The 25,047-nt window shown below is 74.6% G+C and carries 27 protein-coding genes and 3 tRNA genes; 12 read left to right on the top strand and 18 right to left on the bottom strand.

Going from position 1 to position 25,047, the window contains the following annotated elements:
* Positions 1 to 241 precede the first annotated feature (241 nt).
* From rplA to AC0VX0_RS08815, 5 genes are all read right to left on the bottom strand, one after another.
* Positions 242 to 949, bottom strand: a complete 708-nt coding sequence (rplA, locus tag AC0VX0_RS08795) for a 50S ribosomal protein L1 (protein WP_036317746.1) — start codon at positions 947 to 949, stop codon at positions 242 to 244.
* 77 nt (positions 950 to 1,026) lie between these two features.
* Entirely contained in the window at positions 1,027 to 1,458 is a 432-nt protein-coding gene (gene rplK / locus AC0VX0_RS08800; protein WP_010080374.1) for a 50S ribosomal protein L11, read from the bottom strand.
* Between the two features lie 132 nt (positions 1,459 to 1,590).
* A complete protein-coding gene (nusG, locus tag AC0VX0_RS08805) occupies positions 1,591 to 2,475 on the bottom strand; it encodes a transcription termination/antitermination protein NusG (RefSeq protein ID WP_036317744.1) in 885 nt (294 codons plus the stop codon).
* A gap of 104 nt (positions 2,476 to 2,579) precedes the next feature.
* Positions 2,580 to 2,831 carry a preprotein translocase subunit SecE gene (gene secE, locus AC0VX0_RS08810; RefSeq protein WP_036317743.1) on the bottom strand — a complete coding sequence of 84 codons (252 nt, stop codon included), beginning with the start codon at positions 2,829 to 2,831 and terminating at the stop codon, positions 2,580 to 2,582.
* A gap of 80 nt (positions 2,832 to 2,911) precedes the next feature.
* Positions 2,912 to 2,984: transfer RNA gene (locus AC0VX0_RS08815), tRNA-Trp, on the bottom strand.
* 173 nt (positions 2,985 to 3,157) lie between these two features.
* Between AC0VX0_RS08815 and AC0VX0_RS08820 the strand changes: the two genes are divergently transcribed.
* Positions 3,158 to 4,366 carry a pyridoxal phosphate-dependent aminotransferase gene (locus AC0VX0_RS08820; RefSeq protein WP_102708513.1) on the top strand — a complete coding sequence of 403 codons (1,209 nt, stop codon included), beginning with the start codon at positions 3,158 to 3,160 and terminating at the stop codon, positions 4,364 to 4,366.
* A gap of 47 nt (positions 4,367 to 4,413) precedes the next feature.
* Here the strand turns inward: AC0VX0_RS08820 and AC0VX0_RS08825 are convergent, their stop codons facing one another.
* Both AC0VX0_RS08825 and AC0VX0_RS08830 read right to left on the bottom strand, forming a co-directional pair.
* Positions 4,414 to 5,112, bottom strand: coding sequence for a LuxR C-terminal-related transcriptional regulator (locus tag AC0VX0_RS08825; protein ID WP_102708514.1), 699 nt, complete (start codon positions 5,110 to 5,112; stop codon positions 4,414 to 4,416).
* On the bottom strand, positions 5,109 to 6,368 hold the full coding sequence (locus AC0VX0_RS08830) for an ATP-binding protein (protein ID WP_102708515.1): 1,260 nt from the start codon (positions 6,366 to 6,368) through the stop codon (positions 5,109 to 5,111). The genes AC0VX0_RS08825 and AC0VX0_RS08830 overlap by 4 nt, the downstream gene beginning before the upstream one ends.
* 96 nt (positions 6,369 to 6,464) lie before the next feature.
* Between AC0VX0_RS08830 and AC0VX0_RS08835 the strand changes: the two genes are divergently transcribed.
* The 3 genes from AC0VX0_RS08835 to AC0VX0_RS08845 all read left to right on the top strand — a co-directional run bounded on the left by AC0VX0_RS08835 (position 6,465) and on the right by AC0VX0_RS08845 (position 9,399).
* A complete protein-coding gene (locus tag AC0VX0_RS08835; protein ID WP_102708516.1) occupies positions 6,465 to 7,529 on the top strand; it encodes a PspC domain-containing protein in 1,065 nt (354 codons plus the stop codon).
* A gap of 89 nt (positions 7,530 to 7,618) precedes the next feature.
* Positions 7,619 to 8,650, top strand: a complete 1,032-nt coding sequence (locus tag AC0VX0_RS08840) for a 6-phosphofructokinase (protein WP_036317733.1) — start codon at positions 7,619 to 7,621, stop codon at positions 8,648 to 8,650.
* Positions 8,647 to 9,399, top strand: coding sequence for a GNAT family N-acetyltransferase (locus AC0VX0_RS08845; protein ID WP_102708517.1), 753 nt, complete (start codon positions 8,647 to 8,649; stop codon positions 9,397 to 9,399). The genes AC0VX0_RS08840 and AC0VX0_RS08845 overlap by 4 nt, the downstream gene beginning before the upstream one ends.
* 13 nt (positions 9,400 to 9,412) lie before the next feature.
* On the opposite strand, the gene ygfZ is transcribed toward AC0VX0_RS08845, so the two are convergent.
* From ygfZ to AC0VX0_RS08860, 3 genes are all read right to left on the bottom strand, one after another.
* The gene (ygfZ, locus tag AC0VX0_RS08850; RefSeq protein WP_102708518.1) at positions 9,413 to 10,609 is read right to left on the bottom strand and encodes a CAF17-like 4Fe-4S cluster assembly/insertion protein YgfZ; all 1,197 of its coding nucleotides are present in this window, start codon (positions 10,607 to 10,609) and stop codon (positions 9,413 to 9,415) included.
* On the bottom strand, positions 10,606 to 11,274 hold the full coding sequence (locus tag AC0VX0_RS08855; protein WP_063188690.1) for a nitrobindin family protein: 669 nt from the start codon (positions 11,272 to 11,274) through the stop codon (positions 10,606 to 10,608). The genes ygfZ and AC0VX0_RS08855 overlap by 4 nt, the downstream gene beginning before the upstream one ends.
* A 187-nt stretch (positions 11,275 to 11,461) precedes the next feature.
* A complete protein-coding gene (locus tag AC0VX0_RS08860) occupies positions 11,462 to 12,268 on the bottom strand; it encodes a hypothetical protein (RefSeq protein ID WP_223247462.1) in 807 nt (268 codons plus the stop codon).
* A 101-nt stretch (positions 12,269 to 12,369) separates the two neighbouring features.
* On the opposite strand from AC0VX0_RS08860, the gene mshD reads away from it, so the two are divergent.
* The 6 genes from mshD to AC0VX0_RS08890 all read left to right on the top strand — a co-directional run bounded on the left by mshD (position 12,370) and on the right by AC0VX0_RS08890 (position 16,614).
* Positions 12,370 to 13,323: a mycothiol synthase gene (gene mshD / locus AC0VX0_RS08865; protein WP_061873105.1), complete on the top strand. Its 954-nt coding sequence runs from the start codon at positions 12,370 to 12,372 to the stop codon at positions 13,321 to 13,323.
* Positions 13,324 to 13,460: 137 nt separating this feature from the next.
* Positions 13,461 to 14,471, top strand: a complete 1,011-nt coding sequence (locus tag AC0VX0_RS08870) for an NUDIX hydrolase (protein WP_061867129.1) — start codon at positions 13,461 to 13,463, stop codon at positions 14,469 to 14,471.
* Positions 14,472 to 14,530: 59 nt separating this feature from the next.
* A complete protein-coding gene (locus AC0VX0_RS08875; protein WP_036337891.1) occupies positions 14,531 to 14,887 on the top strand; it encodes a GNAT family N-acetyltransferase in 357 nt (118 codons plus the stop codon).
* 82 nt (positions 14,888 to 14,969) lie between these two features.
* Positions 14,970 to 15,800, top strand: coding sequence for a thymidylate synthase (locus AC0VX0_RS08880; RefSeq protein WP_377635867.1), 831 nt, complete (start codon positions 14,970 to 14,972; stop codon positions 15,798 to 15,800).
* A gap of 21 nt (positions 15,801 to 15,821) precedes the next feature.
* A complete protein-coding gene (locus AC0VX0_RS08885) occupies positions 15,822 to 16,382 on the top strand; it encodes a dihydrofolate reductase (protein WP_036317714.1) in 561 nt (186 codons plus the stop codon).
* A 1-nt stretch (position 16,383) separates the two neighbouring features.
* A complete protein-coding gene (locus tag AC0VX0_RS08890) occupies positions 16,384 to 16,614 on the top strand; it encodes an NF038396 family protein (protein ID WP_036317712.1) in 231 nt (76 codons plus the stop codon).
* Here AC0VX0_RS08890 and AC0VX0_RS08895 read toward each other — a convergent pair.
* Entirely contained in the window at positions 16,611 to 17,618 is a 1,008-nt protein-coding gene (locus tag AC0VX0_RS08895) for an IS481 family transposase (protein ID WP_161787838.1), read from the bottom strand. The genes AC0VX0_RS08890 and AC0VX0_RS08895 overlap by 4 nt on opposite strands.
* A 127-nt stretch (positions 17,619 to 17,745) precedes the next feature.
* Between AC0VX0_RS08895 and asd the strand changes: the two genes are divergently transcribed.
* Positions 17,746 to 18,918 (top strand): aspartate-semialdehyde dehydrogenase, encoded by a 1,173-nt coding sequence (gene asd / locus AC0VX0_RS08900; protein ID WP_051995332.1) that lies wholly within the window; start codon positions 17,746 to 17,748, stop codon positions 18,916 to 18,918.
* 192 nt (positions 18,919 to 19,110) lie between these two features.
* Here asd and AC0VX0_RS08905 read toward each other — a convergent pair whose 3' ends face one another.
* From AC0VX0_RS08905 to AC0VX0_RS08935, 7 genes are all read right to left on the bottom strand, one after another.
* On the bottom strand, positions 19,111 to 20,310 hold the full coding sequence (locus AC0VX0_RS08905; RefSeq protein WP_377636230.1) for a UDP-N-acetylmuramate dehydrogenase: 1,200 nt from the start codon (positions 20,308 to 20,310) through the stop codon (positions 19,111 to 19,113).
* Positions 20,307 to 20,798 (bottom strand): MaoC/PaaZ C-terminal domain-containing protein, encoded by a 492-nt coding sequence (locus AC0VX0_RS08910; protein ID WP_078025942.1) that lies wholly within the window; start codon positions 20,796 to 20,798, stop codon positions 20,307 to 20,309. Before AC0VX0_RS08910 ends, AC0VX0_RS08905 begins: the two co-directional genes overlap by 4 nt.
* Complete coding sequence (locus AC0VX0_RS08915) at positions 20,798 to 21,247, bottom strand: FAS1-like dehydratase domain-containing protein (RefSeq protein WP_377636228.1); 450 nt, start codon at positions 21,245 to 21,247, stop codon at positions 20,798 to 20,800. Before AC0VX0_RS08915 ends, AC0VX0_RS08910 begins: the two co-directional genes overlap by 1 nt.
* Before the next feature lie 40 nt (positions 21,248 to 21,287).
* Positions 21,288 to 21,581, bottom strand: a complete 294-nt coding sequence (locus AC0VX0_RS08920) for a hypothetical protein (RefSeq protein WP_377636227.1) — start codon at positions 21,579 to 21,581, stop codon at positions 21,288 to 21,290.
* 89 nt (positions 21,582 to 21,670) lie between these two features.
* Positions 21,671 to 21,744 (bottom strand) — tRNA-Met (locus tag AC0VX0_RS08925).
* A gap of 60 nt (positions 21,745 to 21,804) precedes the next feature.
* Positions 21,805 to 21,876, bottom strand: a tRNA-Thr gene (locus AC0VX0_RS08930).
* Positions 21,877 to 21,963: 87 nt separating this feature from the next.
* Positions 21,964 to 24,093, bottom strand: coding sequence for a DEAD/DEAH box helicase (locus AC0VX0_RS08935; protein WP_144819825.1), 2,130 nt, complete (start codon positions 24,091 to 24,093; stop codon positions 21,964 to 21,966).
* A gap of 309 nt (positions 24,094 to 24,402) precedes the next feature.
* On the opposite strand from AC0VX0_RS08935, the gene AC0VX0_RS08940 reads away from it, so the two are divergent.
* Positions 24,403 to 25,032, top strand: coding sequence for a hypothetical protein (locus AC0VX0_RS08940; protein ID WP_377636224.1), 630 nt, complete (start codon positions 24,403 to 24,405; stop codon positions 25,030 to 25,032).
* Positions 25,033 to 25,047: the final 15 nt, after the last annotated feature.

Raw genomic sequence — 25,047 nt, forward strand, 5'->3', positions numbered from 1 at the left:
AGGGTCGACGTGCGGATGCGAGCGTGGCTCACGTTCACCTGCGCGGGCCGTCTCCGTCAGGGAGATCCTTCGGTGGGCTCTGCCCGGAGGCAGGGCACCACGACCGGCGGTCTTCGGTAGGCACCAGCGTACACGTCCGGGGCGGGCCCGCAAAATCGACCCGGGACGACGCCGGCCGGTCGTCCCCGCTGCGGGGACGACCGGCCGACGTCGTGGGCCCCGATCACCGGGGCCGCGTGGCTCAGAGCTCGGAGGAGTCCACCGAGGTCACGTTCGGGTCCATGGGCACGCCCGGGCCGAAGGTGGTGGCCACGGTGGCCTTGGAGATGTAGCGGCCCTTGGAGGAGGACGGCTTCAGACGCAGGACCTCCTCGAGGGCTGCGGCGTAGTTCTCCACCAGGGCCTTGGCCTCGAAGGAGGTCTTGCCGATGATGAAGTGCAGGTTGGAGTGCTTGTCGACGCGGAAGTCGATCTTGCCGCCCTTGATGTCGGCCACGGCCTTGGCCACGTCCGGGGTCACGGTGCCGGTCTTGGGGTTCGGCATCAGGTTGCGGGGGCCGAGCACCTTGCCCAGACGGCCGACCTTGCCCATGAGCTCCGGGGAGGCCACGGCGGCGTCGAAGTCCACCCAGCCCTCGGAGATCCGGGCGATCAGGTCGTCGTCGCCCACGACGTCCGCGCCGGCGGCGCGGGCGGCCTCGGCGCGGTCACCGGTGGCGAACACGACGACGCGCGCGGTCTTGCCGGTGCCGTGGGGCAGGCTCACGGAGCCGCGGACCATCTGGTCGGCCTTGCGGGGGTCGACCGAGAGGCGGAGGGCCACCTCCACGGTGGCGTCGGTCTTGGAGGGGTTGGTCTCCTTGGCGAGGCGGATCGCCTCCACCGGCGAGTACAGATCCTCGCCGATCGCGGCCTTGGCCGCCTTGTATGCCTTGCTGCGCTGTGCCATCTGCGTTCTTCTCCTTGTGCAGTCGTGGTCTGCGGACCGCGCTCGGCCCTGCCACTGGAAGGGGGTGGGGGTGGGCGTCAGCCCTCGACGGTGATGCCCATCGAGCGGGCGGTGCCCGCGATGATCTTGGCGGCGGCCTGGACGTCGTTGGCGTTCAGGTCCTCCATCTTGGTCTGGGCGATCTCCTCGCACTGGGCCTGGGTCAGCGTGCCGACCTTGGCCGTGTGCGGGGTGGCGGAGCCCTTGGCGACGCCGGCGGCCTTCTTGATGAGCTCGGCGGCCGGCGGGGTCTTGGTCACGAAGGTGAACGAGCGGTCCTCGTACACGGTGATCTCGACCGGGACCACGTTGCCGCGCTGCGACTCGGTGGCGGCGTTGTACGCCTTGCAGAACTCCATGATGTTCACGCCGTGCTGGCCCAGGGCGGGGCCGATGGGCGGGGCCGGGTTGGCGGCGCCGGCCTGGATCTGAAGCTTGATCAGACCGGTGACCTTCTTCTTGGGAGCCATGAGTGGATCCTTCTCTCACTGGGGGACCCTCGGCGCAGGAGCGCACCGGGGGCGGTGGCCGCCGTGGCGCGGCGGCCGGTGCCGCGTCCGGGCCGGCAGGCGGCCGGCCCGGTGCGGAAGCGTCGGGTGTCCTCAGATGGCCTTGGTCACCTGGTTGAAGGACAGCGTCACGGGGGTCTCGCGCTCGAAGATCGAGACGAGCACCACGAGCTGCTGGGCCTCCGGCTTGATCTCGGAGATCGTGGCCGGGAGGGTCTCGAACGGGCCGTCGTTGACGGTGACCGACTCGCCGACCTCGAAGTCCACGTGGATCGCGGGGGCGGCGGGCGCGCCGGACTCGGCCGCGGCGGGGACGGCCAGGCCGGCCTTCTCGGCGGCGCGGGCGGCCTCCTGGATCACGGACGGGGCGAGCATGTCGTACACCTCGTCCAGGCTGAGCGGCTGCGGGTGGTGGGCGTCGTTGCCCACGAAGCCCGTGACGCCCGGGGTGTGCCGTACGACGCCCCACGAGGCGTCGTCGAGGTCCATGCGGACGAGCACGTAGCCCGGGATGCGCACGCGCGAGACGATCTTGCGCGTGGTGTTCTTGATCTCCACGACCTCCTCCATGGGGACCTCGATCTCGTAGATCGAGTCCTCCATGTCCTGGGTCAGGATGCGGGCCTCGAGGTTCGTCTTCACGCGCTTCTCGTAGCCGGCGTAGGTGTGGACGACGTACCAGTCGCCGGGCTGGCGGCGCAGGCGGGTGCGCAGCTCCTCGGCGGGGTCCACGGCGGGCTCGTCGTCGGACTGCTCCTCGACGGGGGTCGGTGCGTCCTCGCCCTCGGCGACGGCCAGGTCGGCCTCCTGCACGGTGGCCTCGGCGGTCTCGTCACCGCTGCCGGCGACCTCGTCCAGGGCGTCCTCGACGGGCGTGCCGGCGTCCTGCGCGGTCTCGGCGGTCTCCTCGGCCACGGCGTCCTCCGACATCGGGACGGACTCCTCGGCGGGCTGACGATCCAGTTCCTGCTCGGACACGGTTCCTGCTTTCTGCTGACGGACGGCGGGCCCTGCCGTCGGGGAGGGCCCTCACGGGCGTGCGGGGGACGCGTCCTGCGACGTCGGGACCGTCCGCGCCGGGCTCAGAGGCCGCCGGCGCCGAACAGGAGACCCGCCACGGTGCCGAACACCCAGTCCAGCCCCATGACCAGCAGGATCATGAACGCCACGAAGGCGAGCACCACTCCGGTCGTGCGCAGCAGCTCCTCGCTCGTGGGGGTGACGACCTTGCGGAGCTCGTCCACCACCTGGCGCAGGAACAGCGCGATCCGCGCGAACAGCCCGCGACGCTGCCTGCTCGGCGTGGGGGCGGGCCCCCCGCCGTTCGCCGCCATCTCAGTCACGTGGCCTCACTCGTCGGATCGCCGAATCGCTTTCTACACGTCCGATGCCGAGCACGAGGCCCGGCATCGAGCAGGGCAGACAGGACTCGAACCTGCAACCTGCGGTTTTGGAGACCGCTGCGCTACCAATTGCGCCACTACCCTTCGGACCGACGGAGCCGGCCGAACCCTCGCGGGATCGACCGTGATCGCGGTACCGGAGATCCAGGATACGCCATCGGGCGGCGGGAGTCGAACGGGCCCCGGGCAGTCAGTACCCTGGCAGGACGGAGCCCCGCTCCGCCCCGCCCTCCCCGTCGAGCTCGAAGAAGGTCCCCATGGCCGCGCCCGCCCGCCGCGTCTCCGCCCGTCTGTCCGCCATCGCGCCCTCCGCCACCCTCGCCGTCGACGCCCGCGCCAAGGAGCTCAAGGCCGCCGGGCGCCCGGTGATCGGCTTCGGCGCCGGCGAGCCCGACTTCCCCACCCCGGACTACATCGTGGAGGCCGCCGTCGCCGCGGCCCGGGACCCGAAGAACCACCGCTACTCCCCCGCCGCCGGCCTGCCCGAGCTGCGCGAGGCGATCGCGGCCAAGACGCTGCGCGACTCCGGCGTGTCCCTCGAGGCCGCCCAGGTGCTCGTGACCAACGGCGGGAAGCAGGCCGTGTACAACGCCTTCGCCGCCCTGCTGGACCCGCAGGACGAGGTGCTCGTCCCCGCCCCCTACTGGACCACCTACCCGGAGGCGATCCGCCTGGCCGGCGGCGTGCCGGTCGAGGTGTTCGCCGGCCCCGAGCAGGGCTACAAGGTCACCGTGGACCAGCTCGACGAGGCCGTCACGGACCGCACCAAGGTGCTCCTGTTCGTCTCCCCCTCCAACCCCACCGGCGCCGTGTACTCCCCCGAGGAGACGGCGGCGATCGGCCGGTGGGCACGGGAGCGGGGGCTGTGGGTGGTCACCGACGAGATCTACGAGCACCTGACCTACGACGGCATGCCGTTCACCTCGATCGTCCGCGCCGTGCCCGAGCTGGCGGAGCAGTCCGTGATCCTCAACGGCGTCGCCAAGACCTACGCCATGACGGGCTGGCGCGTCGGCTGGATGGCCGGTCCGCTGGACGTGGTCAAGGCCGCCACGAACCTGCAGTCCCACGCCACCTCGAATGTGGCCAACGTGTCGCAGCGGGCCGCGCTGGCCGCCGTCGCCGGCCCGTTGGACGCCGTGGCGGAGATGAAGACGGCGTTCGACCGCCGGCGCCGGGCCATGGTCGAGGCCATGGACGCCGTGCCGGGCTTCCACTGTCCCACCCCGCAGGGTGCGTTCTACGCGTACGTGGACGTGCGGGAGGCGCTCGGGAAGACCTACCGCGGGGGCGTCACCCCCACGACGTCGGCCGAGCTGGCCGCCTTCATCCTCGACGAGGCGGAGGTCGCCGTGGTCCCGGGCGAGGCGTTCGGCCCGTCCGGCTATCTGCGACTGTCCTATGCGCTGGGCGATGGGGACCTCGCGGAGGGCGTCGAGCGCATCCGCGCCCTGCTCAGCGCCTGAGCCGCCCACCCCGCCCCTGAGCCCCGCGACGCCGCGCGCCTCGGGGCTCAGGCGTATCCGCGGCGCGCGGCCCAGCGGGTCAGCTCGTGGCGGTTGGAGAGCTGGAGCTTGCGCAGCACGGAGGACACGTGGGTCTCGACCGTGCGGTCCGAGATGAACAGCTCCGCCCCGGCCTCCCGGTAGGTGTATCCGCGGGCGATCAGCCGCATGACCTCCCGCTCCCGTGCCGAGAGCCGGTCGAGGTCCTCGTCGGGGGCCACAGCCCCGCTCGCCGCCGCAGCGGTGACGGGCGGAGGCGCGGGCGCCGTGCCGCGGAAGGCGTCGAGGACGAACCCGGCCAGCCGGGGCGAGAACACGGCGTCGCCGTCGGCCACGCGGACCGCCGCGTCCGCCACCTCGGCGCCGGAGGCCGTCTTGGTGATGTAGCCGCGGGCCCCCGCACGGATCACGGCGACGACGTCCTCGGCCGCGTCCGAGACGGACAGGGCCAGGAACCGCTGCGCGGGTCGGCGCGCGAGGACACGCTCGGCCACCTCCGCTCCCCCGCCGCCGGCCCCGCCGGGCAGGTGCACGTCCAGCAGCACCACATCCGGCGCCAGGTCCAGCACGGCGCGGACGGCCTCGTCCACGTCCCCGGCCTCGCCGAGAATGGCCAGTCGGTCCGGGTCCAGGTCGGCGCGCAGGCCGGAGCGGAAGATCGCGTGGTCGTCCACGATGACGGCCGTGCGCGGGGCGGGGTCGGTCATGGGTGCTCCTGTCCGGTGCGCGCTCGCGCACCCTCGGGCTCGGCCAGCGTCAGGTGGACCTCGGTGCCGCCCGGGCCGGACCGGATGCGGGCGGTCCCGCCGGCACGGCCCATGCGGCCGAGGATCGACTCCCGCACGCCGAGCCGGTCGGCCGGGACCGTGGGCAGGTCGAAGCCGGGGCCGCGGTCCCGGACGAACACCTCCGCGACGGTGCGGCCGCGGTCGTCCTCACCGGCCTCCGCGAAGACCTGCGCGTCGCCGGCGTGCCGGGCCGCGTTCTGCATGGCCTCGCGTGCCGCGGCCGCGAGCGGCTCGAGCCACGCCCCCGCGGCCCGCCCCACGGCCACGACCTCCACCCGGGCCCCGTGGGCGTCCTCGACGGCGGCGGCGTGCTGGTCGAGCGCCTCCGCCAGGGAGTGCGGGCCGCCGCGGGAGTCCAGGGCGAGGAACTGACGCAGCTCACGCTCCTGGGCGCGGGCCACCCGGGCCACCACGTCCGCGTCCTGGGCGCGCCGCTGGATGAGGGCGAGGGACTGCAGCACCGAGTCGTGCAGGTGCGCCGCGATCTCGGCGCGCTGGGCCTGCACCGCGAACGCGGTCCGCTCCGCGTCGCGTCGGCGCAGCCAGGCCAGGGCGTAGGGCATGGCCACCAGCGCCGCGCCGGCGAGCATCGCGACGGCGGCCAGCAGAGCCCGCCACAGCTCGCCCGAGCTCACGGCGCCCAGGACGATGGCCAGCACCGCCAGCAGCACGAGGGCCGTGCCGAGCACGAGGCGGACCAGTCGTCCGCTCCGCCCGGCCCGGGGCCCGCCCGCCAGGTCGAGCTGCATCCAGGCCAGGCCGAGGCCGATCACGAGGACGGCCACCGGGCCCACGAGCGCCCAGTCGACGGTGAGGCCGAGGCCGTCCGCGACGGTCAGCACGCCCACGCCGAGCACCACGGCGGCCAGCAGCACCGGCCAGCCGCCCTCGCGCACCCGCTCGAGCACCTCGGGGGCGCGACCACGCAGGGTGGGGGCGTCGGCGGCGGGGGCGCCGTCCGGACCCTCCTCCGGCATGAGCAGCCAGAGCCACACGTACAGGGCCAGGCCCGCGCCGCCCAGCAGGCTCAGCAGCGCCAGGGCCGCGCGGACGCGGCCGGCGGGCATCCCGAGGTGCCGGGCGAGCCCCGCGGCGACGCCGGACACCGGACGGTCGGCCCCGTGCCGCATCAACGGCGGACGCGGGGCCGGCGCGGGCGCGGACGGGGTGGGCATGCCCCCATCCTGCCGTGTCGGACGGGGCGGCACATCCGGGGAGGATTCCGGGAGTTCCCGGATGGGCGGGGGCCGCAGGCGGACGAGGATGGAGACATGACGAGCACACACGACCCGTTCACCGGCCCCGGCCCCCACGTCGCCCCCGACGGAGCCGCCTCGGGCGAGACCGGCCCCGACGGACTGGACGCCCTGCCGGGCTGGCTGCGCCGCGCCGTCCTGAGCTGGGGCGTGCGCCGCTCGCCGGCCTCGTGGGTCGGCGGGGTGCTCGGCGGGGTGGCCGAGCGCTACCGCATCGACCCGCTGCTCGCCCGCGGCGTGTTCGTCGCCGTGTGCATGGTCTCCGCGGGCCTGGGCCTGCTGGCCTACGCGGCCGCCTGGGCCGTGCTCCCCGACGCCGACGGACGCGTGCAGTTCGGCCGCCTGCGCCGCAGGGAGTGGCAGGACGCCACCGTGGCCATCGGCGTGATCGGGGCGATCGGCGCCCTCAACCTGCTGCTCGGCGCCGGGTTCACCCTCATCGCCCCGGCCGTGGGCGGCCCCGGCTCCCTCCTGGGCCTGGGCGCGCTGGCCGTGCTCGTCTGGTGGCTCGTGACCCGCTGGGACGGCCGGGCGCAGGCCCGCGTGGCCCCGGGCCGGGCCCCCGACGCCGACCAGCCCAGCCACGCCGTGCCGCGCCCGGCCTGGTACGTCGGCGGAGGTCCGCGCGAGCGGGCGGCCGAGGTCACCGACCCGCACGGCTTCCACCCCGAATGGATCGACCCCGCGACCGGCACCTGGCGCGACCACGTCCACTCCCGCGAGCGGCGAGCCGCGGCGCGCCTGGCCGAGGAGGCCCCCCGGGCAGCCACCGCCCCGACCGGCTCGGGGTCCGCAGCCACGGCCGCGAAGCCGCGCCTCGGGCCGATCGCGCAGGCCGCCACCTACGCCGGGGCCGTCCTCGCCGCGCTCGCCGCCCTCGGGATCAGCCTGCTGCTCGGTGTCGGTCCGACCCCCACGCTGCTGGCGGTGCCGATGCTCGTGGCCGCGCTCGCGGTGATCGCCCCCGTCCTGCTGGGCGCTCTGCTCAGCGGCCGTCGTCCCGGCACCCTCGGCCCGGCGAGCGGCATCCTCGTGGGTGCGACGGCCCTCCAGGTCGCCGTCCTCGTGGCCCTCGGCTGACCCGCCGCCCGTCGCCCGTCCCCTGACGCGACGCGGCGGGCACGCCTAGGGTGGTGCCGACCCCCACGAGAACGCCCGAGAGGACCCCCATGCGCGTCGGAATGCTCACCTCCGGAGGCGACTGCCCCGGCCTCAACGCCGTCATCCGCTCCGCCGTCCTGCACGGCATCAAGTCGTACGACATGGAGATGGTGGGCATCCGCAACGGGTGGTCCGGCCTGATCGAGAAGGACGTCGAGGACCTGCCCCGCTCCCGCGTGCGCGGCCTGGCCCGCACCGGCGGCACCATCCTCGGCACCTCCCGCACGCACCCCTACAACGCGGAGGGCGGCGGCCCGGAGAACATGCTCCGCAACCTGCGCGAGCTGGACATCGACGCCGTCATCGCGATCGGCGGCGAGGGCACCCTGGCCGGCGCGAACCGCCTGGCCGCGGACGGGCTGCCGATCGTGGGCGTGCCCAAGACGATCGACAACGACCTGCAGGGCACCGACTACACGTTCGGCTTCGACACGGCCGTGCAGATCGCCACGGACGCCATGGACCGGCTGCGCACCACGGGCGAGTCCCACCACCGCTGCATGGTCGCCGAGGTCATGGGCCGCCACGTCGGCTGGATCGCCCTGCACTCGGGCATGGCCGCCGGCGCCCACGCGATCCTCATCCCCGAGGTCCGCACCCCGATGTCCCAGGTCGCCGAGTGGGTGCAGCAGGTCCACGACCGCGGTCGCTCCCCGCTGGTCGTGGTGGCGGAGGGCTTCGTCCCCGAGGGCCACGACGATCCGCTGGCCGAGGCCGGGGTCGAGGCGTCCGGCCGGCCGCGTCTGGGCGGCATCGGCGAGTGGGTGACCCGCGAGATCGAGGAGATGACGGGCATCGAGACGCGCAGCACCATCCTGGGCCACATCCAGCGCGGCGGCGCCCCCACCGCCACGGACCGCGTGCTCTCCACGCGCTTCGGCATGGGCGCCGTCGACCTCGTCGCCCAGCGCCGCTGGGGACAGATGGTGGCGGCCAACGGCACGGAGATCATCTCCATCCCCATGAGCGCCGCCCTCAAGGGCCTCAAGAAGGTGCCGGTCTCCCGCTACGACGAGGCGAAGATCCTGTTCGGCCGGTGAGACCCGACCACCCCGCCGTCGGCGTGCTGGCCCTCGGGCTGGCGCGTCGGCTCGGCCTGCCCGACACCGCGCTCCTGCCCGGCGACGCCCCGGCGGCGGGCGCCGAGCCGCGCCGCATCGAGGTGGCCCGGCAGGGCGTCGCCGAGGCGGAGGTGCTGGCCCTGCCCTGGGCCACCGTCGTGGCGGGGCCGGCGTGGTTCACGCGTGCCTGCCGCGGCGTGCCCGCCGAGGCGCTGGGCGTGGAGTCGGCCCTGCTGCGGACGGCGGTGCGCGCCGCCGCCGGGGAGGCCGTGCGCTCCCGCGGCGAGTTCACGCTCTACGCCGCCGAGGAACCGCCGCCGGTCGACCCCTCGCGCACCGTCAACGTGTCCGACGACCCCGCCCACGTCCACGCCGTGGTCGCGCAGGCCCCCGCAGACGACGTGGCCGAGGCGGGTGTCCCCTCCTGGGAGTCCTCGGTCGCGCTCGTTCCCGACGACGGCGCGGGACGGGCGATCGAAGCCGCGGTGGCGGCGGCGGGGCATCGCGTGACGGGCGGCGTGCTGGCCTCGCTGGGCACCCTCACCCCACCGCGGCTGCGCGGTCGTGGGCTCGGCCGCTACGCGGTGGCCGTGGCGATGGACCGGGCGGCGCTGGAGGGGCTGCTGCCGTTCGCCGAGGTGCCGGCGGGCCACACGGCCGCGCACCACGTGGCGATCGCCGTCGGGCTGGAGGCGGCGGGCACGCGGACCGTCCTCGCGCTGGACTGAGCCGGCGAGTCGGTCAGCGCAGGCGGCCCACGCCGCGCGGTCGGCCGACGACCTGCCCGGCGTCCGGGGACACGAGCGGCTCCTGGCTCGCGGCGATCCAGCCGCCCTCGGCGGCACCGTCCTCGCCGGGAGCGTCCTCGCGGACCAGCAGCTCGGCGTCCACGGGCACCGTGCGCTTGAGCAGCGCCAGGGCGACGGCGCCCGCCTCATGGTGCTGGGCCGCGGCGGTGACCGTCCCCACCGGACGGGCGGCGGCGCGGGCCTCGGGCGTGTCCTCGGCCGGCCGGAGGATCACGGGGGCACCGTGCTCGGGGAGCGCGTGGACGGAGCCGTCCAGGAGCAGGCGGGTGAGGCGGCGGGGCGGGCGGCCCAGGTTGTGCACGCGCGCCACGGTCTCCTGACCGCGGTAGCAGCCCTTCTCGAGGTGCACGGCGGTGCGCAGCAGGTCCAGCTCGTGCGGGATCGCGCGGTCGTCCACGTCGAGGGCCCGGCGGGGGCGGCCGGCCTCGATGCGCAGCGCCTCGGCCGCCGTCGTGCCCGCCAGGGACCAGCCCGCGAGCACGCCCGTGCCGAGCGCGCGGACGGTGGCCTCGAGGTCGGCCCGGGTGACGAGGTACTCGCGCCAGGACCAGTCCGCACCCGGGTGGGTCGCCGGATCCGGATCGGCCGTGTAGGCCCAGCCGCCCGCCCCGACGCGCGGCCACGGGTCCAGCCACACGGTGCGGTCCTCCCAGCCGGGCACGGGCGCGGTGGCGCCCACGACGGCGACCGCCCCGGTGTGGTCCCGCAGCGTGACGTCGTGGGAGAAGCGCATCGAGGTGAGCCACGCGGCGAGGCCCGGGCCGTCCTCGCGGTCCGTGACGAGCCAGGCCGCGGCGCCGTCCTCGAGCAGGTGGGCGGCGTGCTCGATCCGCCCCTGCACGTCGAGGAAGAGGATCTCGGTGCTCGTGCCGGGGGGCAGCGTCTCGACGTGCTGCGTGCCGAGCGTGTGCAGCCAGCTCAGCCGGTCCGGGCCGGACACGGAGAGCACGGCCCGGTGGGAGAGGTCCACCAGGGCGCGGCCCCGGGCGAGGGCGCGCTGCTCGGGCAGGGGGCGACCGTAGTGCGCGGCGACGCCGGCGTCCGGGCCGAGGCCCTCGACGGCGCCACCGGCCGGCCCCTGCGGCTCGGCCACGGCCAGGTCCAACAGCGGGCTGCGGGAGGCTGTCACGACTGCTCCCCGCGAGCCCCGCGAGGACGCTCGGCCCCCGGGGCGAGCCGACCCTCGGCCGCGCTCGGCATGCGGTCCAGGATGGCGGAGGCGTGCGCCTCGAGCTCGGCGCCCGCGGCGTCCGCGACGTCCCAGCGCCAGAACAGCTGCCCGTTCACGAGACCGGCCATGCGGGTGGCCCGGTGGTACGGGCCGGCGGCGGAGCCACTCAGGACCGCGTCCGTGGCCAGCTGCAGCTGCGGGCCCTTGATGCGGCCGTAGTACAGCTCGGACAGCGAGCCCGGATGCGTGATGGTGGCGGTCAGGCCGAAGCCCTCGTCGCCGGCGCGCAGCCGCTCGACGTCCTCGGCGGAGCGGAACGCGGGGACGATGTCCGCCGGGCGCATGCCGGGGCCGACGTCGCCGTCGCGCCGCGCCCGGTCCACCTGCCAGAAGCCGGACTCCACGGTCAGCGGACGCAGCAACGTGCCGTCCGCCTCGCACAGCCACGACTCCGCGCGGTACTCGACGAACGGCAGACCGTGCTCGGTGAAGTCCACCCGCTGGTAGAAGATCTCGGTGCCGGCGGAGCCGTCGCCGAGGCGACCCTGGCCCTCCCAGCTGCCGATGAGCCAGGACAGGGGCGCGAGCTCGGGGGTGAGGTCATAGGGGAGTTCAGTCGCCATGGCAGATCACGGCGCGGCCCGACAGCGGGCCGCGCGTCCTCAGCGCTGGCCCTTGAAGAGGCCGCTGATGACGACCGCGGCGACGGCGGCCATGCCCAGGCCGGCCAGGACCACGAGGGCCAGGAAGAAGATCTCGAGCGCAAGAAGGGTATCCATGCGGGACATCCTACCGAGCGGGCCCGACCTGTCAGGCCAGGAAGCCCACCATGACGTGCGCCACGACGCCGGCCGCGCCCACGGGCGCCAACGCGAGGGCGTAGCCCGCCCGGCGCGGGCGCAGGGTGGTGCCCACCGGCCGGTCCTCGGGTCGCGGCCGCGACGACGGCGCCGTGGCGGCGGTCAGGGACACCAGCACGGCCACCGCGAGCGCCGCGGCCGTGACGGCCGGCCGGTCCCGGGCGCCCACGCCGGCCAGCGCCGAGACGGGCCAGGCGAGCACCGTGCCGAGGGGGATGACGACGAGCGCCAGGACTCCCGGCCGGCCCTGCATCCACGGGGTGAGGCCGACGAGGGAGACCGCGGCCACCGTGACCGCCAGCGTGATGACCAGCCCGGCGACCGCGGGGGTGTCGGTCCAGCGTGAGACGGCCACCCAGCACGCCGTCACGACGGCCATGAACGCCCCGCCCATCGTGGCGACGGTGGACTCGAGGCGCAGCGGCCGGCCGGTCCCGCGCACCAGCTGGACGACAAACGAGGCCATGGTGCTCCAGGCGACGACGACGGCGAGCGGCTCGAAGAGCGTCCAGGCCCCGCTGTGGCCGTCCTCGAGCGGCGGCCACAGCAGCATGAGCAGCACCGCGGCGCCCCCGGCGACGGCCAGGGTGACGCTGAGCGAGAGGCGCGCGGGCGCCCCCATCTGCCGCGGCCAGCCCCAGGCGATGACCAGGATCACGACGGCGGCGGCGAGGGCGGCGGGGACCGGGCCCAGCAACGCGGCACCGCCCAGGACGAGGGCGGCGACGGCCGCACTCAGGGCCATGGACAAGCGCATCACCTGCCCCATCCTGCCAGGTGCGCACCGGCTCGGCCCTGGGCGGGCGACGGCGGGGCGCACCTCGCGGGCCACCGTCCTCCTTCCGTAGGGTGGCCGGCATGGCCGAACACCCCACCCCCACGACCTCCGACGCCGACGGCATGCCGCGCGTCGTCACCCCGCGCCCGGAGGAGGCGAGCGCCGTCCTGGACCTGGCCGACCGCGCCGGGGCGGCGGACGGCCATCCCCCGCTGTCGGACCAGACGCGCGTGCTGCTCGCCCGCGGCGGGCAGCTCTGGTGGGGGGCCACCCGGGGCCCGGACGGGGCGATCGACGGGGCGGCCGTGCTCGTGCCCGAGGGCACGGCGGCCGTGCTCGAGCTCGTCGTCGACCCGGCGGCACGCCGCATCGGCCGGGGGACGGCCCTGGCCGACGCCGCGGCCGCCGCGGTCCGAGACCTGGCGCGGGAGGACACCACGAGCGTCTGGGCCCACGGCATGCTCCCGGGGGCGGTCCGGCTCGCCCGGCGGCACGGCCTCGAGCCCGTCCGCGAGCTGCGCCGGATGCGCCTGTCGCACGCGGCGCTCGCCGCCCTGCCGGAGGTGCGGCTCGCCGACGGGGTCACCCTGCGCGGCTTCGTCCCCGGCCAGGACGAGCAGGCCTGGCTGGACGTGAACGCCGCCGCCTTCGCGGACCACCCCGAACAGGGCAGCCTGACCCGCGCCGACCTCGACGACCGCATGGCGGAGGACTGGTTCGACGCCGACGGCCTCCTGCTCGCCGCCCGCGAGGCGGACGGGCGGCTGCTCGGCTTCCACTGGACGAAGGTGGAGCCGGATGCCGGAGCCGACGGCCCGCGCGTCGGGGAGGTGTACGCCGTGGGCGTCTCCCCCGACGCCCAGGGCCTCGGCCTCGGTCGGGCCCTCACCCTGGCGGGGCTGCACCGGATGGCGGAGCAGGGGGTCGACGTCGTGGACCTGTACGTGGACGCGGACAACACGGCCGCCGTCACGCTCTACGCGTCCCTCGGCTTCGAGCTGTTCGCCGCCGACGCCCAGTACCGCCGCCCCTGAGACCCTCGGGCGGGGACCGGCCGGGCACATCCCGGCGGCCTCGTATCCTGGTGGGGCCGGCCCCCGCGGGGTCGGCCACGCCCCGTGCCCTGCCCCAGCAGTCGTCGCGGCCGCCGCACCCGAGAGGAACCCGCCCCATGCCCTCGTCCCACGCCGACCGCGTCGCCCGCTGGTCCACGGAGGACCGTGTCTCGGAAGGCCCCCGCGCCGAGGTGCTGGCCGCCGGCATGCTGCCGTGGCGCCGCGTGCCCGGCGGCCTCGAGGTGATGGTGATCCACCGGCCGCGCTACGACGACTGGTCGTGGCCCAAGGGCAAGCTCGATCCGGGTGAGACGCTGCCGGAGTGCGCGGTGCGCGAGCTGCGCGAGGAGGTCGGCCTGGAGCTGCGGCCGGGCATCCCGCTGTGCGTGACCGCGTACGAGGTGCCCGGCAAGCGGGGCGCACGTCTGAGCAAGGAGGTCTGGTACTGGGCCGCCGAGGTCGACGGCCAGCGCGCCCTGCCCGACGGCGACGAGGTGGACGAGGTCCGCTGGGTCGGGCCGGACGAGGCCCGGCGGCTGCTGACGAACGACTCGGATCGCGAACCGCTCGAGCTGCTGCTGCGTGCCGCCTCCCGGGGGCGCCTGCGGACCGTGCCGCTGCTGGTGCTGCGCCACGCCAAGGCCAAGCCCCGCTCCTCGTGGTCCCGCGCCGAGCAGGAGCGCCCGCTGGCGGCGACGGGCCGGCGGCAGGCGCTCGCTGTCGAGGGCCTCGTGTCGGCCTGGCGGCCGGAGCGGCTGGTCTCCTCCCCGTGGCGCCGCTGCGTGGAGACGCTGGCCCCGCTCGTGAAGTCCAGCCGGCTGCCGCTGAAGACCAAGGGCGCGTTCACGGAGACCACGGCCCGGGAGAAGCCCAAGAAGACCCGCAAGGTGATGGCCGAGCTCATGGGCCGCTCCCGGCCGCTGGTCGTGTGCACGCACCGGCCGGTGCTGCCGACGCTGTTCGAGGTGGTCGAGGACGCGGCCGCCGGCCAGGCGGACCGCGTGCTGCGGGCCCTGCCGACCGAGGACCCGTGGCTGCGGCCCGGCGCTGTGCTCGTGGCGCACCGCGCGCTCGACCTCGACGGCGACGTGGTGGCCGTCGAGGTCTACGACCCCTGGGACGACTGAGCCGCCCGCGCGACCGGGCCACCGTTGAGCGGGCCCGCCCCCGGCCCTAGGCTCGGGTCATGGAGAACACCGCCGCCCAGAGCCAGCCCGAGAAGATCGTCCACGAGCGCCTCACGGTGACCCGGGACCCGGACCGTCAGCGCTTCGAGCTGCGCCAGGACGGGACTTTCATCGGGTTCCTCGGCTACGACCAGGAGACCGTGCGCGGCGCGGACGGCGAGGACACCGTGGTCCTGCGCCTGCAGCACACCATCATCGACGAGCAGTTCGGCCGCCGCGGCTTCGCCCGCGCCCTCGTGACCATGGTCCTGGACCGGCTGCGCGCGGAGGGTGACCGGATCGTGCCCGAGTGCTCCTACGTGGAGGACTACCTGCGCCGCTACCCCGAGTACCAGGACATGGTCTTCCACGGCTGACCGGGGGCGGGGCCCTGCCCTGCCGGTACCCGCCTCCGCCGGGCCGTCGACGACGCTCAGCGCGTCCGCTCGGATCGCTAGAGTGGGCCAGGTGAGCATCCCCACCCCCTACGAGGACCTCCTCGCCGACGTGATGGCCCACGGGGTCGTCAAGACGGACCGGACCGGCACGGGCACGCGCAGCGTGTTCGGTCGCCAGCTGCGCTTCGACCTGGCCGAGTCCTTCCCGCTGATCACCACCAAGCGCGTGCACTTCAAGTCGGTCGCGCTCGAGCTGCTGTGGTTCCTGCGCGGGGACTCGAACGTGCGGTGGCTCCAGGAGCGCGGCGTGCGGATCTGGAACGAGTGGGCGGACGAGGACGGCGAGCTCGGCCCCGTCTACGGCGTGCAGTGGCGCTCGTGGCCCACCCCGGACGGGGGCCACATCGACCAGATCGCCAAGGTCGTGGAGCAGGTCCGGACGAACCCCGACTCGCGCCGGCACATCGTCACCGCGTGGAACCCCGCCGAGGTGGACGAGATGGCGCTGCCGCCGTGCCACGCGCTGTTCCAGTTCTACGTCTCCCCCGGTCAGGACGGCGCCCCCGGGCGGCTCTCGTGCCAGCTCTACCAGCGCTCGGCGGACCTGTTCCTCGGCGTGCCGTTCAACATCGCCTCGTACGCGCTGCTCACGGTGATGGTCGCGCAGCAGACCGGGCTGACGCCCGGCGAGTTCGTGTGGACCGGCGGGGACGTGCACATCTACGCGAACCACGAGGAGCAGGTACGCGAGCAGCTCTCCCGCGAGCCGTACCCGTACCCGCGGCTGCGGCTGCGGCGCACCCCCGCGTCGATCTTCGACTACGACTACGACGACTTCGAGGTCCTCGACTACCGTCACCACCCCACCATCACGGCGCCGATCGCCGTCTGAGCCGAGGATGCGCAGCGACCCATGAGCCGGGCCACCCGTCCCACCGAGCCCGTGATCGCCATGATCTGGGCCCAGACCCCCGAGCGCGTCATCGGCCGCGACGGCACCATGCCGTGGCACGTCCCCGAGGACCTCGCCCACTTCCGGGCCCACACGCACGGCCACCCCGTGATCATGGGCCGGCGCACGTGGGAGTCGTTCCCGGCGCGCTTCCGCCCGCTGCCCGGGCGCACGAACATCGTGGTCTCCCGCACCCTGACGGCCACCGAGGAGGCCGGCGCGGAGCTGCGGGCCGCGGGTGCCGTCGTCGTGCCGGACTTCGGGGCGGCCCTGTCCGCCGCGGCCGAGGCCGACGGCTGTGACACCGTGTGGGTGATCGGCGGGGCGACGCTCTACGAGCAGGCCCTCGACGTGGCCTCCCGCGCCGAGGTGACCGTGATCGACGCGGACGTCGACGGCGACACGCACGCCCCGCTGCTCGACGCCCGCTGGCGGCGCACCGCCGTCGACCCCGCCCCCGACGCGTGGCTGGACTCCGCCTCCGGCCCGCGCCACCGCTTCGAACGATGGGAACGCGACTGACATGGCCCCGACCGACTCCGACCAGCGTCTGCTCTCCCCGCAGGCGGTCACGTTCCTCGCGCTCGTCGCCCTGCCCGTGCTGGCGTTCGTGTGCGCCGTGTTCGGGCTGATCCTCGTGCTGCAGGGCAAGACCACCGCCGGGCTGGTGTTCCTGCTCGTGCTGACCCAGGTGTTCGCCGTGGGCGGTCTCATCGCGTGGAACAAGCGGAAGCGCGCGCAGCAGGGCCGCTAGCTGTAGGAGGGCATGACGTTGTTGACTCGGGCCGGGGCCAACGAGGCCGGCGGGGCGTTCCCGCAGGAGGTATGAGGCCGATGGTAGTTGTAGTGGTTCACCCACACGGCCAGCGCCTCACGCCGAGCTGTCTCTGAGGTATACGGGCGGGCGTAGAGGACCTCATCGACCATCAGCCGGTTGTACCGCTCGACCTTCCCGTTATGGCGCGGGGTGTAGGGGCGGATCCGGTGGTGCCGGCCCCCGAGCGAGACCACCTTGGCGGTGAAGTCCGCAGCCCGGTAGTTGTTTCCGTTGTCCGTGATCACCCGGTCCACGGTGATGCCGTGGGCGGCGAAGAACGCCCGCGCCCGGCAGTAGAAGCTCACGGTCGTGGCCGCCCGCTCGTCCTCCAACGCCTCGGTGTAGGCCAGCCGGGTGAACCCGTCGATCGCCGAGTGCAGGTAGGTGTAGCCGACCCGCCGGCCAGGCCCGCGCTTGGAAGCACGGCCTGCTTCACTTTCACGTCCGTGGGTGCGCCAGCCGCCCCCGTCTGGGATCTTCCCGATCTTCTTCACATCCAGGTGCACCATGTGCCCCGGCCCTCTCGCGGTGATCTTCTGTGGTCGTTGGCGCAGGTCTTCTCCGGCCGGGGTCAGGTCCCGTAGGCGGGAGATCCCGAGTCGGTGCAGCCACCGTCCCACGGTACGAAGACACACCCGGTGGCCCTCGGAGACGAGGTGGTGATGGATGCGCCGTGCGGACCACTTGCGCTCCCGCCGCAGGGCGTGGATCTGGGCGACCAGGACCGGATCGAGCTGGGCAGGTGAACGGTGCGGCCGGCTGGGCAGGTCCTGAAGGCCGGCCTCGCCCTCGGCGCGGTAGCGGGCCACCCAGGTGGCCACCGTGGGCCGGCTCACCCGGAACTCGGCGGCCACGTGCGCCTGCGGGATCCCGTCGTGCAGGTGGCGGTGGACCATCCTGAGACGGCCGGTCGGGGTCAGGGGTGCGTTAGCGTGAGTCATGAGTGGGTCTTTTCGGGCAGGTGGGTTGTTGAGGAACTTCCATCCTGCGGGAGAGGCCCACTCGTCTCATCTCAGCCCGTACCCCGTGGCAAGAACCTCATGACCCACAACAGCTAGCCTGGAGGGCATGACTTCCGCTGCCCCCGCATCTGTGAACGCCCCCGACGCGGCCGCCGTGCCCACCGTGGGCCTGGTCGGCTGGCGCGGCATGGTGGGGTCCGTCCTCCTGCAGCGCATGGCCGAGGAGGGCGACTTCGCCCGCGTCCATCCCGTCTTCTTCTCCACGTCCAACGCCGGCGGCCCCGCGCCCGTGCGCGAGGGCATGGCCGGCGACCCGGGCGTGCTCCAGGACGCGTACGACGTGGACGCACTCACGGCCCTGCCCGTGATCCTCACCGCGCAGGGCGGGGACTACACGCAGGCCGTGTACCCGAAGCTGCGCGCCGCCGGCTGGGACGGCATCTGGATCGACGCCGCCTCCACCCTGCGCATGGCGGACACCTCCGTGATCGCACTGGACCCCGTGAACCGCGGCGTGATCGACGCCGCCCTGGCGAACGGGACGAAGGACTTCATCGGCGGCAACTGCACCGTCTCCTGCATGCTCATGGGCCTGGGTGGCCTGTTCAAGGCGGGCCTGGTCGAGTGGGGCACCGCCATGACCTACCAGGCGGCCTCCGGCGGCGGCGCCCGGCACATGCGCGAGCTGCTCACCCAGTACGCCGAGCTGGGCGGCGCGGTGCGGGCCGAGCTGGCCGATCCGGCGTCGGCGATCCTCGAGATCGACCGCAAGGTGATCGAGCTGCAGCGCGGCGGCCTGGACTCGACGCAGTTCGGCGTGCCGCTGGGTGGCTCGCTGATCCCCTGGATCGACTCCGACCTGGGCGACGGCGTCTCCCGCGAGGAGCGCAAGGCCTACGACGAGACCAACAAGGTGCTCGGACTGACCGGGGCGGACCGGATCCCGTTCGACTCGCTGTGCGTGCGGATCGGCGCCATGCGCTCCCACTCGCAGGCCCTCACCCTCAAGCTCACCCGGGACGTGCCGCTGGACGAGGTCGAGCAGATCATCGCCGCGGACAACGAGTGGGTGCAGGTGGTGCCGAACACCAAGGAGGCCACGGTCACCGACCTGACCCCGATCGCCGCGACCGGCACCCTGCAGATCCCCGTCGGTCGGCTGCGCAAGCTCAACATGGGTCCCGAGTACCTCTCGGCGTTCACCGTCGGCGACCAGCTGCTGTGGGGTGCGGCCGAGCCCGTGCGCCGCATGCTGATGATCGCCACCGGCAACCTCTGAGCCGCGACGCCGGCGCCGCGGCGCGCACCCGGCCCAGCCCCGGCCCCCGTACCCCCGGCCCCCGTTTTCGTTCGGGAAACGGCGGGTGTTCGCACGTTGTCGTTCGGGAAACGGCGCCCGCGCCGCCAAGGCGCGCCGTTTCCCGAACGAAAGCACTCCTGGGGGCGCCGTTTCCCGAACGAAAGTGAGGGGTCAGAGGCTGGTGCCGATGATCATCGGCTCGGGGTGCAGCTCGACGCCGAAGCGTTCGCGCACGCCGTCGCGCACGGTGCGCGCGATCGTCAGGACGTCCTCGGTGGTCGCGTCGCCGCGGTTGGTCATGGCGAGGGTGTGCTTCGTGGACACCGACGCGCGGCCCCCGGCCAGGCCGGTGCCGTCGACTCCGCGGCCGTCCGGACCGCCCTCGCGGGGCCCGACCTCGGGCAGCCCGAAGCCCTTCGCGAAGCCCGCGCGATCGATCAGCCAGGCCGCCGAGAGCTTCACGAGCGGCGTCCCGTCCTCGGCCTCCCCGGCGGCGAACGCCGGGGCGCCCTCGGGCAGGGAGGCCCGCACGGACGCGGGCACGATCGGGTTCGTGAAGTAGCTGCCCGTGGACCACGTGTCCGGGTCCGCCGGGTCGGACACCATCCCCTTGGCGGCCCGCAGGGCCAGCACCTCGCGGCGGACCACCGCGAGCGGGGCATGGGCGCCCTCCTCGACGTCGAGCGCGGCCGCCAGCTGCCCGTAGCGGACCGGCGCCGTCGGCTCGGCGTCGGAGGAGGCGCGACGCAGCCGCAGGTCGATCGAGAGCACGATCCACCGGGGACTCGGCGCGCCGGTCTCCAGCATGGAGCGCTTGATCACGGAGTCGCGGTAGCCGAGGCGCAAATCCGCGGGCGTCAGCTCGACGACGTCCCCCGCCTCCCGGTCCCACGCGCGCAGGGCGACGAGCACCTGCGAGACGTCCGCACCGTACGCGCCGACGTTCTGCACGGGCGTCGCGCCGGCCGAGCCCGGGATGCCCGAGAGCGCCTCGATCCCGCCGAGCCCGTGCGCCACGGTCCATGCGACGGCGTCGTCCCACGGGTGGCCCGCCGCGACGCGCACGACGACGGCCTCCCCCTCGTGGTCCGCGGACCGGGCCCCGTCGCCGGCGGGCGGCGCCTCACCCTCGCCGGGCGCCGGCCCGTCCAGCACGTGGATGCCCTCGAAGGCCAGCCGCACGACGGTGCCGGGGAAGCCGGCGTCCGCCATGAGGGTGTTGGAACCGCCGCCGAGGACGAACAGGGGCTCGCCCGCCGCGTCGGCGGCGCGCACGGCCTCGATCGCCTCGGCCTCGGTGCGCGCGGTGACCCACGCGCGCGCAGGCCCGCCGACGCGGGTGGTGGTGTGGTCCGCCAGCCGCTCGCTCACGCGCTCTCCCCCGCGGGGTCGGCCAGACGGACCACGGCCTGCGCCTTGGTCAGCACGCGCGGCTTTGCCGCGTCCGGGTTGGTGACGTTCAGGTCGATCCGCACGGTCCCGGCGGCCTCGTCCACGGCCCCGACCGTGCCGACGACCTCGAGCGTGGCGCCGGGGACGGGCGCGCCGTCGTCGTCCGTGCGCCCCGTGGTGTCGGCGACGGGCACCATGCCGGTGAAGCGGGTCTGGTAGTCGACGACGGCGCCCGGGTCGCCCGCCCAGTCCGAGACGAGCTGCACGGCCGCGCCCATGGTGAGCATCCCGTGGGCGATGACGCCGGGCAGGCCGACGTGCTCGGCGAACGACGGGGACCAGTGGATCGGGTTGCGGTCGCCGGAGGCACCCGCGTAGGCGACGAGATCGGCGCGGGTGAACGTGACGGTGCGCGTGCCGACCACCTCGCCCCGGGCGAGGTCGGACAGACGGGGGGCGGTGCTCATCAGGACTCCTCTCCCCGGACCAGCAGGGTGGACGTGACGGTGGAGACGGGCGCGCCGTCCAGATCCGCGATCTCGGTGACGGTGGTGACCATGCGGTTGCCGCCGAGGGCCTTCACGGCCTCGACCCGCACGGTCGCCACGACCTCGTCCCCGGCCACCAGCGGGCGGTGGTGGACGAAGCGCTCGTCCGCGTGGACCACGCGCGAGAAGTCGATCCCCAGCTCGGGATCGGCGACGACGGCGGCCTCGGCGCGCTGGGCGATGACGACGGCGAAGGTCGGGGGGGCGACCAGGTCGGCGTGTCCCAGGGCCCGGGCGGCCGCGACGTCGTGGTGCGCGGGATGCTGGGCCTGCACGGCCTCGGCGAAGGCGCGGACCGCCTCACGACCGACCTGGAAGGGGGGCGCGGGCGGATAGCTCCGCCCGGCGACGTCGGGGTTCACGCTCAACTCGGGCCTCCTGCGGGACGGTTCTCGGCTGCCGTCCAGCCTAACGGCCGGGGCGCCGCTCCCCCTGCCGGCGGGCGGCCTGGCGGAAGCGCACGAGCTGGGCGGACAGGTGCACGGCGACGCCCGCGCCGAGCACGCCCACGGCGGTCCCGGAGACGGCGAGGCGTCCGGTGGTCCCGCCGACGACCGCCAGCACGATGCCCACGAGGAACAGCGCGGAGCCGATCAGCACGAGGGTCCGGTACAGCCGGGAGCCGTGCTCCCACGGGGAGACGAAGCCGCGGGGCGCGGCGGTGCCGCGGGCGGGCTGGTGGGCGGGGCGACGCGTGGACATGCCCGCCAGGCTACCGGGGCGACGGACGGGCCCCGGAACGCGAAAGGACCCGGCCCCTCCGAGGAGGTGACCGGGTCCGTCCGATTCCGTAGCGGCGGGGGGACTCGATCCCCCGACCTCACGATTATGAGTCGTGCGCTCTAACCAGCTGAGCTACGCCGCCACGACACGAGAACGCCCGCACTCACGGTTTTCACGCCGCGAGGGCGGGCTCTCATGTCAGAGCCCCGACCGGGAATCGATCCCGGGACCTCCATCTTACCAAGATGGCGCTCTACCACTGAGCTATCGGGGCAACGAGGTGAGACTCTACCAGGGCCCCGGGGCCCATGCAAAATCGGCCCCGGTCACGGCCTCCGGCGGGGTCCGCACCCCGGCCGGATCAGCGGCGGGCGCCCCGATCCGAGCGCTCCTGGGCGCCCCAGCGGGGCTTGCGGCCGCCGGGGCGTCCCCCGCGGTCGCCGCGGAAGCCGCGGTCGTCCCGGTCCTTGCGGAAGCCGCCACGATCCTCGCGGGAGCCGCGGTCGTCCCGGTCCTTGCGGTACCCGCCGCGCTGGCCGCCGTCGCGGTCCCCGCGGAAGCCGCCGCGCTCGCCGCGCTCGCCGCGGTCCTTGCAGAAGCCGCCGCGGCGCTCACCGCGGTCCTCGCCGTCGCGCTCGGCGCGGGTCGGGCGGCCGGTGTCCTTGCGCAGGCCGAGGCGACGGCCGTTGATCTCGGCGTTGGCCGCGGCCTCGAGCTGGGCCGAGGTCAGGTCTGCCGGCAGCTCGACGAGCGAGTGGTTGCCACGCAGGTCGATCGCGCCGATGGCCGAGGCGGGCAGGCCCACCTCGTTCGCCAGCGCGCCCACGATGTTGCCCGGCCGCACACGGTCCTGGTGGCCGACGGCGATCCAGTACGTCGCGTTGCCGGCCGCGGGCTCCCGGGCCGGGCCACGCGAGCCGCGGCCGTCGCTCGCGCCGCGCTCACGGCCGCCGTCGCGCCCACCCTCGCGACCGCCGTCGCGGTCCTTGCGGCCCCGGCCGCCGCCGGACGGGATCTCCTGTTCGCGGGCCAGCAGCGGGCGGCCGCCCTGGGCCATCATGCCCAGCGCGGCGGCCACACGCGCCGGCTCGACCTCGTGCTCGTCGACGTACGCGGCGACGATCTCACCGAACACCGCCAGCTCCTCCTCCGAGGCGCGCTCGAGGGTGCGGGTGATGCCGTCGGCGAAGCGGCGCTTGCGGGCCGCGTTGACGTCGGCGACGGAGGGCACGGCCATCTCCTCGACCTGCTGGCGGGTGGTCCGCTCGATCTGCTTGAGCAGGAAGCGCTCGCGCGGGGTCATGAAGAGCACGGCGTCGCCCTGCCGGCCGGCGCGGCCGGTGCGGCCGATGCGGTGCACGTAGGACTCCGCGTCCTGCGGAATGTCGTAGTTGACCACGAGCGAGATGCGCTCGACGTCGAGGCCGCGGGCGGCGACGTCGGTGGCCACGAGGATGTCCACGCGGCCGGCCTTCAGGTCCTCGACGGTCTTCTCGCGCTGCTTCTGGGCGATGTCACCGGAGATGGCCACGGCCTTGAACCCGGCGCGCGTGAGCTTCTGGGCGAGCTCCTCGGTGCCGGCACGGGTGCGCACGAAGGCGATCACGCCCTCGTGGTCCTCGGTCTCGAGGATGCGGGTCATGGCCTCGAGCTTGTACTGGTGGCCCACCTGCAGGTAGCGCTGGCGGATGGTGGCGGACGTCGTGGACTGGCGGGACACGGCCACCTCCTCCGGGGAGTTCAGGTACTGCGCGGAGATGCGGCGGATGGCCGGCGGCATGGTGGCCGAGAACAGCGCGGTCTGCTTCGTGTCCGGGGTGGAGGCGAGGATGCGGTCCACCTCCTCCGCGAAGCCCATGCGCAGCATCTCGTCCGCCTCGTCCAGCACGAGGGTCTGCAGGTCGGAGAGGTCCAGCGAGCCGCGCTCGAGGTGGTCGATCACGCGGCCCGGCGTGCCGACGACGACCTGCGCGCCCCGCCGCAGTCCGGCCAGCTGCGGGCCGTACGGGGAGCCGCCGTAGACCGCGAGCACGGAGACGTCGTCGAGATGCTTGGCGTAGCTGTCGAAGGCGTCGGCCACCTGGAGGGCGAGCTCGCGGGTCGGGGCGAGCGCGAGCACCTGCGGGGTGTCCGCGCGCCCGGTCACGTCCGTGGTCTCGGCGAGGCGGGACAGGGCCGGCAGCGCGAACGCGCCGGTCTTGCCGGTGCCGGTCTGGGCCAGGCCCACGACGTCGCGGCCGTCCAGCAGCAGCGGGATGGTCGCCTCCTGGATCGGCGAGGGGCGGGTGTAGCCCAGGTCCTCGACGGCGGCCAGCACGCGGGCGTCCAGGCCGAGGTCCAGGAAGGTGGGGCCGGCGGGCTCGGCCGGGGCCTCGGGGGCGGCGGGCTCGGCGGCGTCGACCTGCGGGACGGTCCCGGTGGCCTCCAGCTCCGCCCCGGCGAGCTCGGGGGCGACCTCGGCGGTGGTCTGGGGATCGAGGATGTCGGACATGGGTCCTCCTGTGGGGATGCGCGGGCGCACGCCGGAGGACGTCGGTCGCGGGTCGACGTCGTGGGGCGCAGGGGCCAGCTGGGTCAGATGATTCCGTCCACCCGGCAGCCCCCGAGGGCCACGACGTTCGTGGCCCGCACACACATCTGCACACACATCTGCAGTCCGGCGTGGCACACGCGTCCACGCTCACTCATCACAAGGGGAGAGACCGGATCCGGTCCGCCCAGTCTACGCCACCGGACCCCGGGCCGGGCTGTGCCCTCGGACACCCCGGTCGCTCACCGGCCGGGACGATAGGCTCGGCACGTGCCCCAGAACAGCGAAGACCGCCCCCTCGCCCGCGGACTCGGCCGGGCCGCCGGCCGCGCCGCCCAGTCCTTCCGGGAGAGTCAGCGGGCCGACGACGCACGGCTGCGCGCCGTGCGCGCCCGCCTCACCGCCGAGGACGAGGAGCGCCTGGAACGGCGCCGCGCGGACCGCGAGCGCGACCTGGCCGAGCGGGACGCGGCCGAGTCCGACGCCGGCCTCGTCCACCCGCTCCTGAAGGTCGCGCGCATCTACTGGCTCGCGGTCACCGTGGTGCTGGTCGGCATCGCGGGCGCGTTCCTCTGGAACGGGGCCCGCGCACACGACAGCGGCGAGCCCGTCATCGATCCGCTCACCGGCATGGAGTCGGTGGGCGTGCTGGGCGGCGCGACGGGGCAGTTCACGATGGGCACCGCCGTCGGCCTGCTGGCCGCGGCGTCCCTGTGGGGCTGGATCGGTCTGCTGCGCCGCCGTCGCTCGGCGATCGGGACCCTGACGTTCATCGCCGTCCTGCTGGCCGCCCCCGCGTTCCTGCGGGCCAACGGCCTGCTGATCATCCTCGCCGTCGTGATGCTCCTGGGCGCCGCGCTCGTCTGGCTGCCGCCCGTGCGCTCGCGCGTGCGGCGCTGAGCCCGCGCGTCCGGC

Source organism: Micrococcus sp. iso_26 (assembly GCF_056172975.1).

Excerpts from the sequence above, each read along its gene's own strand:
- AC0VX0_RS08885 (WP_036317714.1), top strand. The coding sequence starts at position 15,822 with ATGAGCCGGGCCACCCGTCCCACCGAGCCCGTGATCGCCATGATCTGG.
- mshD (WP_061873105.1), top strand. The coding sequence starts at position 12,370 with ATGGCCGAACACCCCACCCCCACGACCTCCGACGCCGACGGCATGCCG.
- AC0VX0_RS08895 (WP_161787838.1), bottom strand. The coding sequence starts at position 17,618 with ATGACTCACGCTAACGCACCCCTGACCCCGACCGGCCGTCTCAGGATG.
- asd (WP_051995332.1), top strand. The coding sequence starts at position 17,746 with ATGACTTCCGCTGCCCCCGCATCTGTGAACGCCCCCGACGCGGCCGCC.
- AC0VX0_RS08875 (WP_036337891.1), top strand. The coding sequence starts at position 14,531 with ATGGAGAACACCGCCGCCCAGAGCCAGCCCGAGAAGATCGTCCACGAG.
- AC0VX0_RS08910 (WP_078025942.1), bottom strand. The coding sequence starts at position 20,798 with ATGAGCACCGCCCCCCGTCTGTCCGACCTCGCCCGGGGCGAGGTGGTC.
- AC0VX0_RS08870 (WP_061867129.1), top strand. The coding sequence starts at position 13,461 with ATGCCCTCGTCCCACGCCGACCGCGTCGCCCGCTGGTCCACGGAGGAC.
- AC0VX0_RS08835 (WP_102708516.1), top strand. The coding sequence starts at position 6,465 with ATGACGAGCACACACGACCCGTTCACCGGCCCCGGCCCCCACGTCGCC.
- AC0VX0_RS08935 (WP_144819825.1), bottom strand. The coding sequence starts at position 24,093 with ATGTCCGACATCCTCGATCCCCAGACCACCGCCGAGGTCGCCCCCGAG.
- rplA (WP_036317746.1), bottom strand. The coding sequence starts at position 949 with ATGGCACAGCGCAGCAAGGCATACAAGGCGGCCAAGGCCGCGATCGGC.
- AC0VX0_RS08820 (WP_102708513.1), top strand. The coding sequence starts at position 3,158 with ATGGCCGCGCCCGCCCGCCGCGTCTCCGCCCGTCTGTCCGCCATCGCG.
- AC0VX0_RS08830 (WP_102708515.1), bottom strand. The coding sequence starts at position 6,368 with ATGCCCACCCCGTCCGCGCCCGCGCCGGCCCCGCGTCCGCCGTTGATG.
- AC0VX0_RS08920 (WP_377636227.1), bottom strand. The coding sequence starts at position 21,581 with ATGTCCACGCGTCGCCCCGCCCACCAGCCCGCCCGCGGCACCGCCGCG.
- rplK (WP_010080374.1), bottom strand. The coding sequence starts at position 1,458 with ATGGCTCCCAAGAAGAAGGTCACCGGTCTGATCAAGCTTCAGATCCAG.
- AC0VX0_RS08890 (WP_036317712.1), top strand. The coding sequence starts at position 16,384 with ATGGCCCCGACCGACTCCGACCAGCGTCTGCTCTCCCCGCAGGCGGTC.
- AC0VX0_RS08855 (WP_063188690.1), bottom strand. The coding sequence starts at position 11,274 with ATGGCGACTGAACTCCCCTATGACCTCACCCCCGAGCTCGCGCCCCTG.
- AC0VX0_RS08840 (WP_036317733.1), top strand. The coding sequence starts at position 7,619 with ATGCGCGTCGGAATGCTCACCTCCGGAGGCGACTGCCCCGGCCTCAAC.
- secE (WP_036317743.1), bottom strand. The coding sequence starts at position 2,831 with ATGGCGGCGAACGGCGGGGGGCCCGCCCCCACGCCGAGCAGGCAGCGT.
- AC0VX0_RS08860 (WP_223247462.1), bottom strand. The coding sequence starts at position 12,268 with ATGCGCTTGTCCATGGCCCTGAGTGCGGCCGTCGCCGCCCTCGTCCTG.
- AC0VX0_RS08825 (WP_102708514.1), bottom strand. The coding sequence starts at position 5,112 with ATGACCGACCCCGCCCCGCGCACGGCCGTCATCGTGGACGACCACGCG.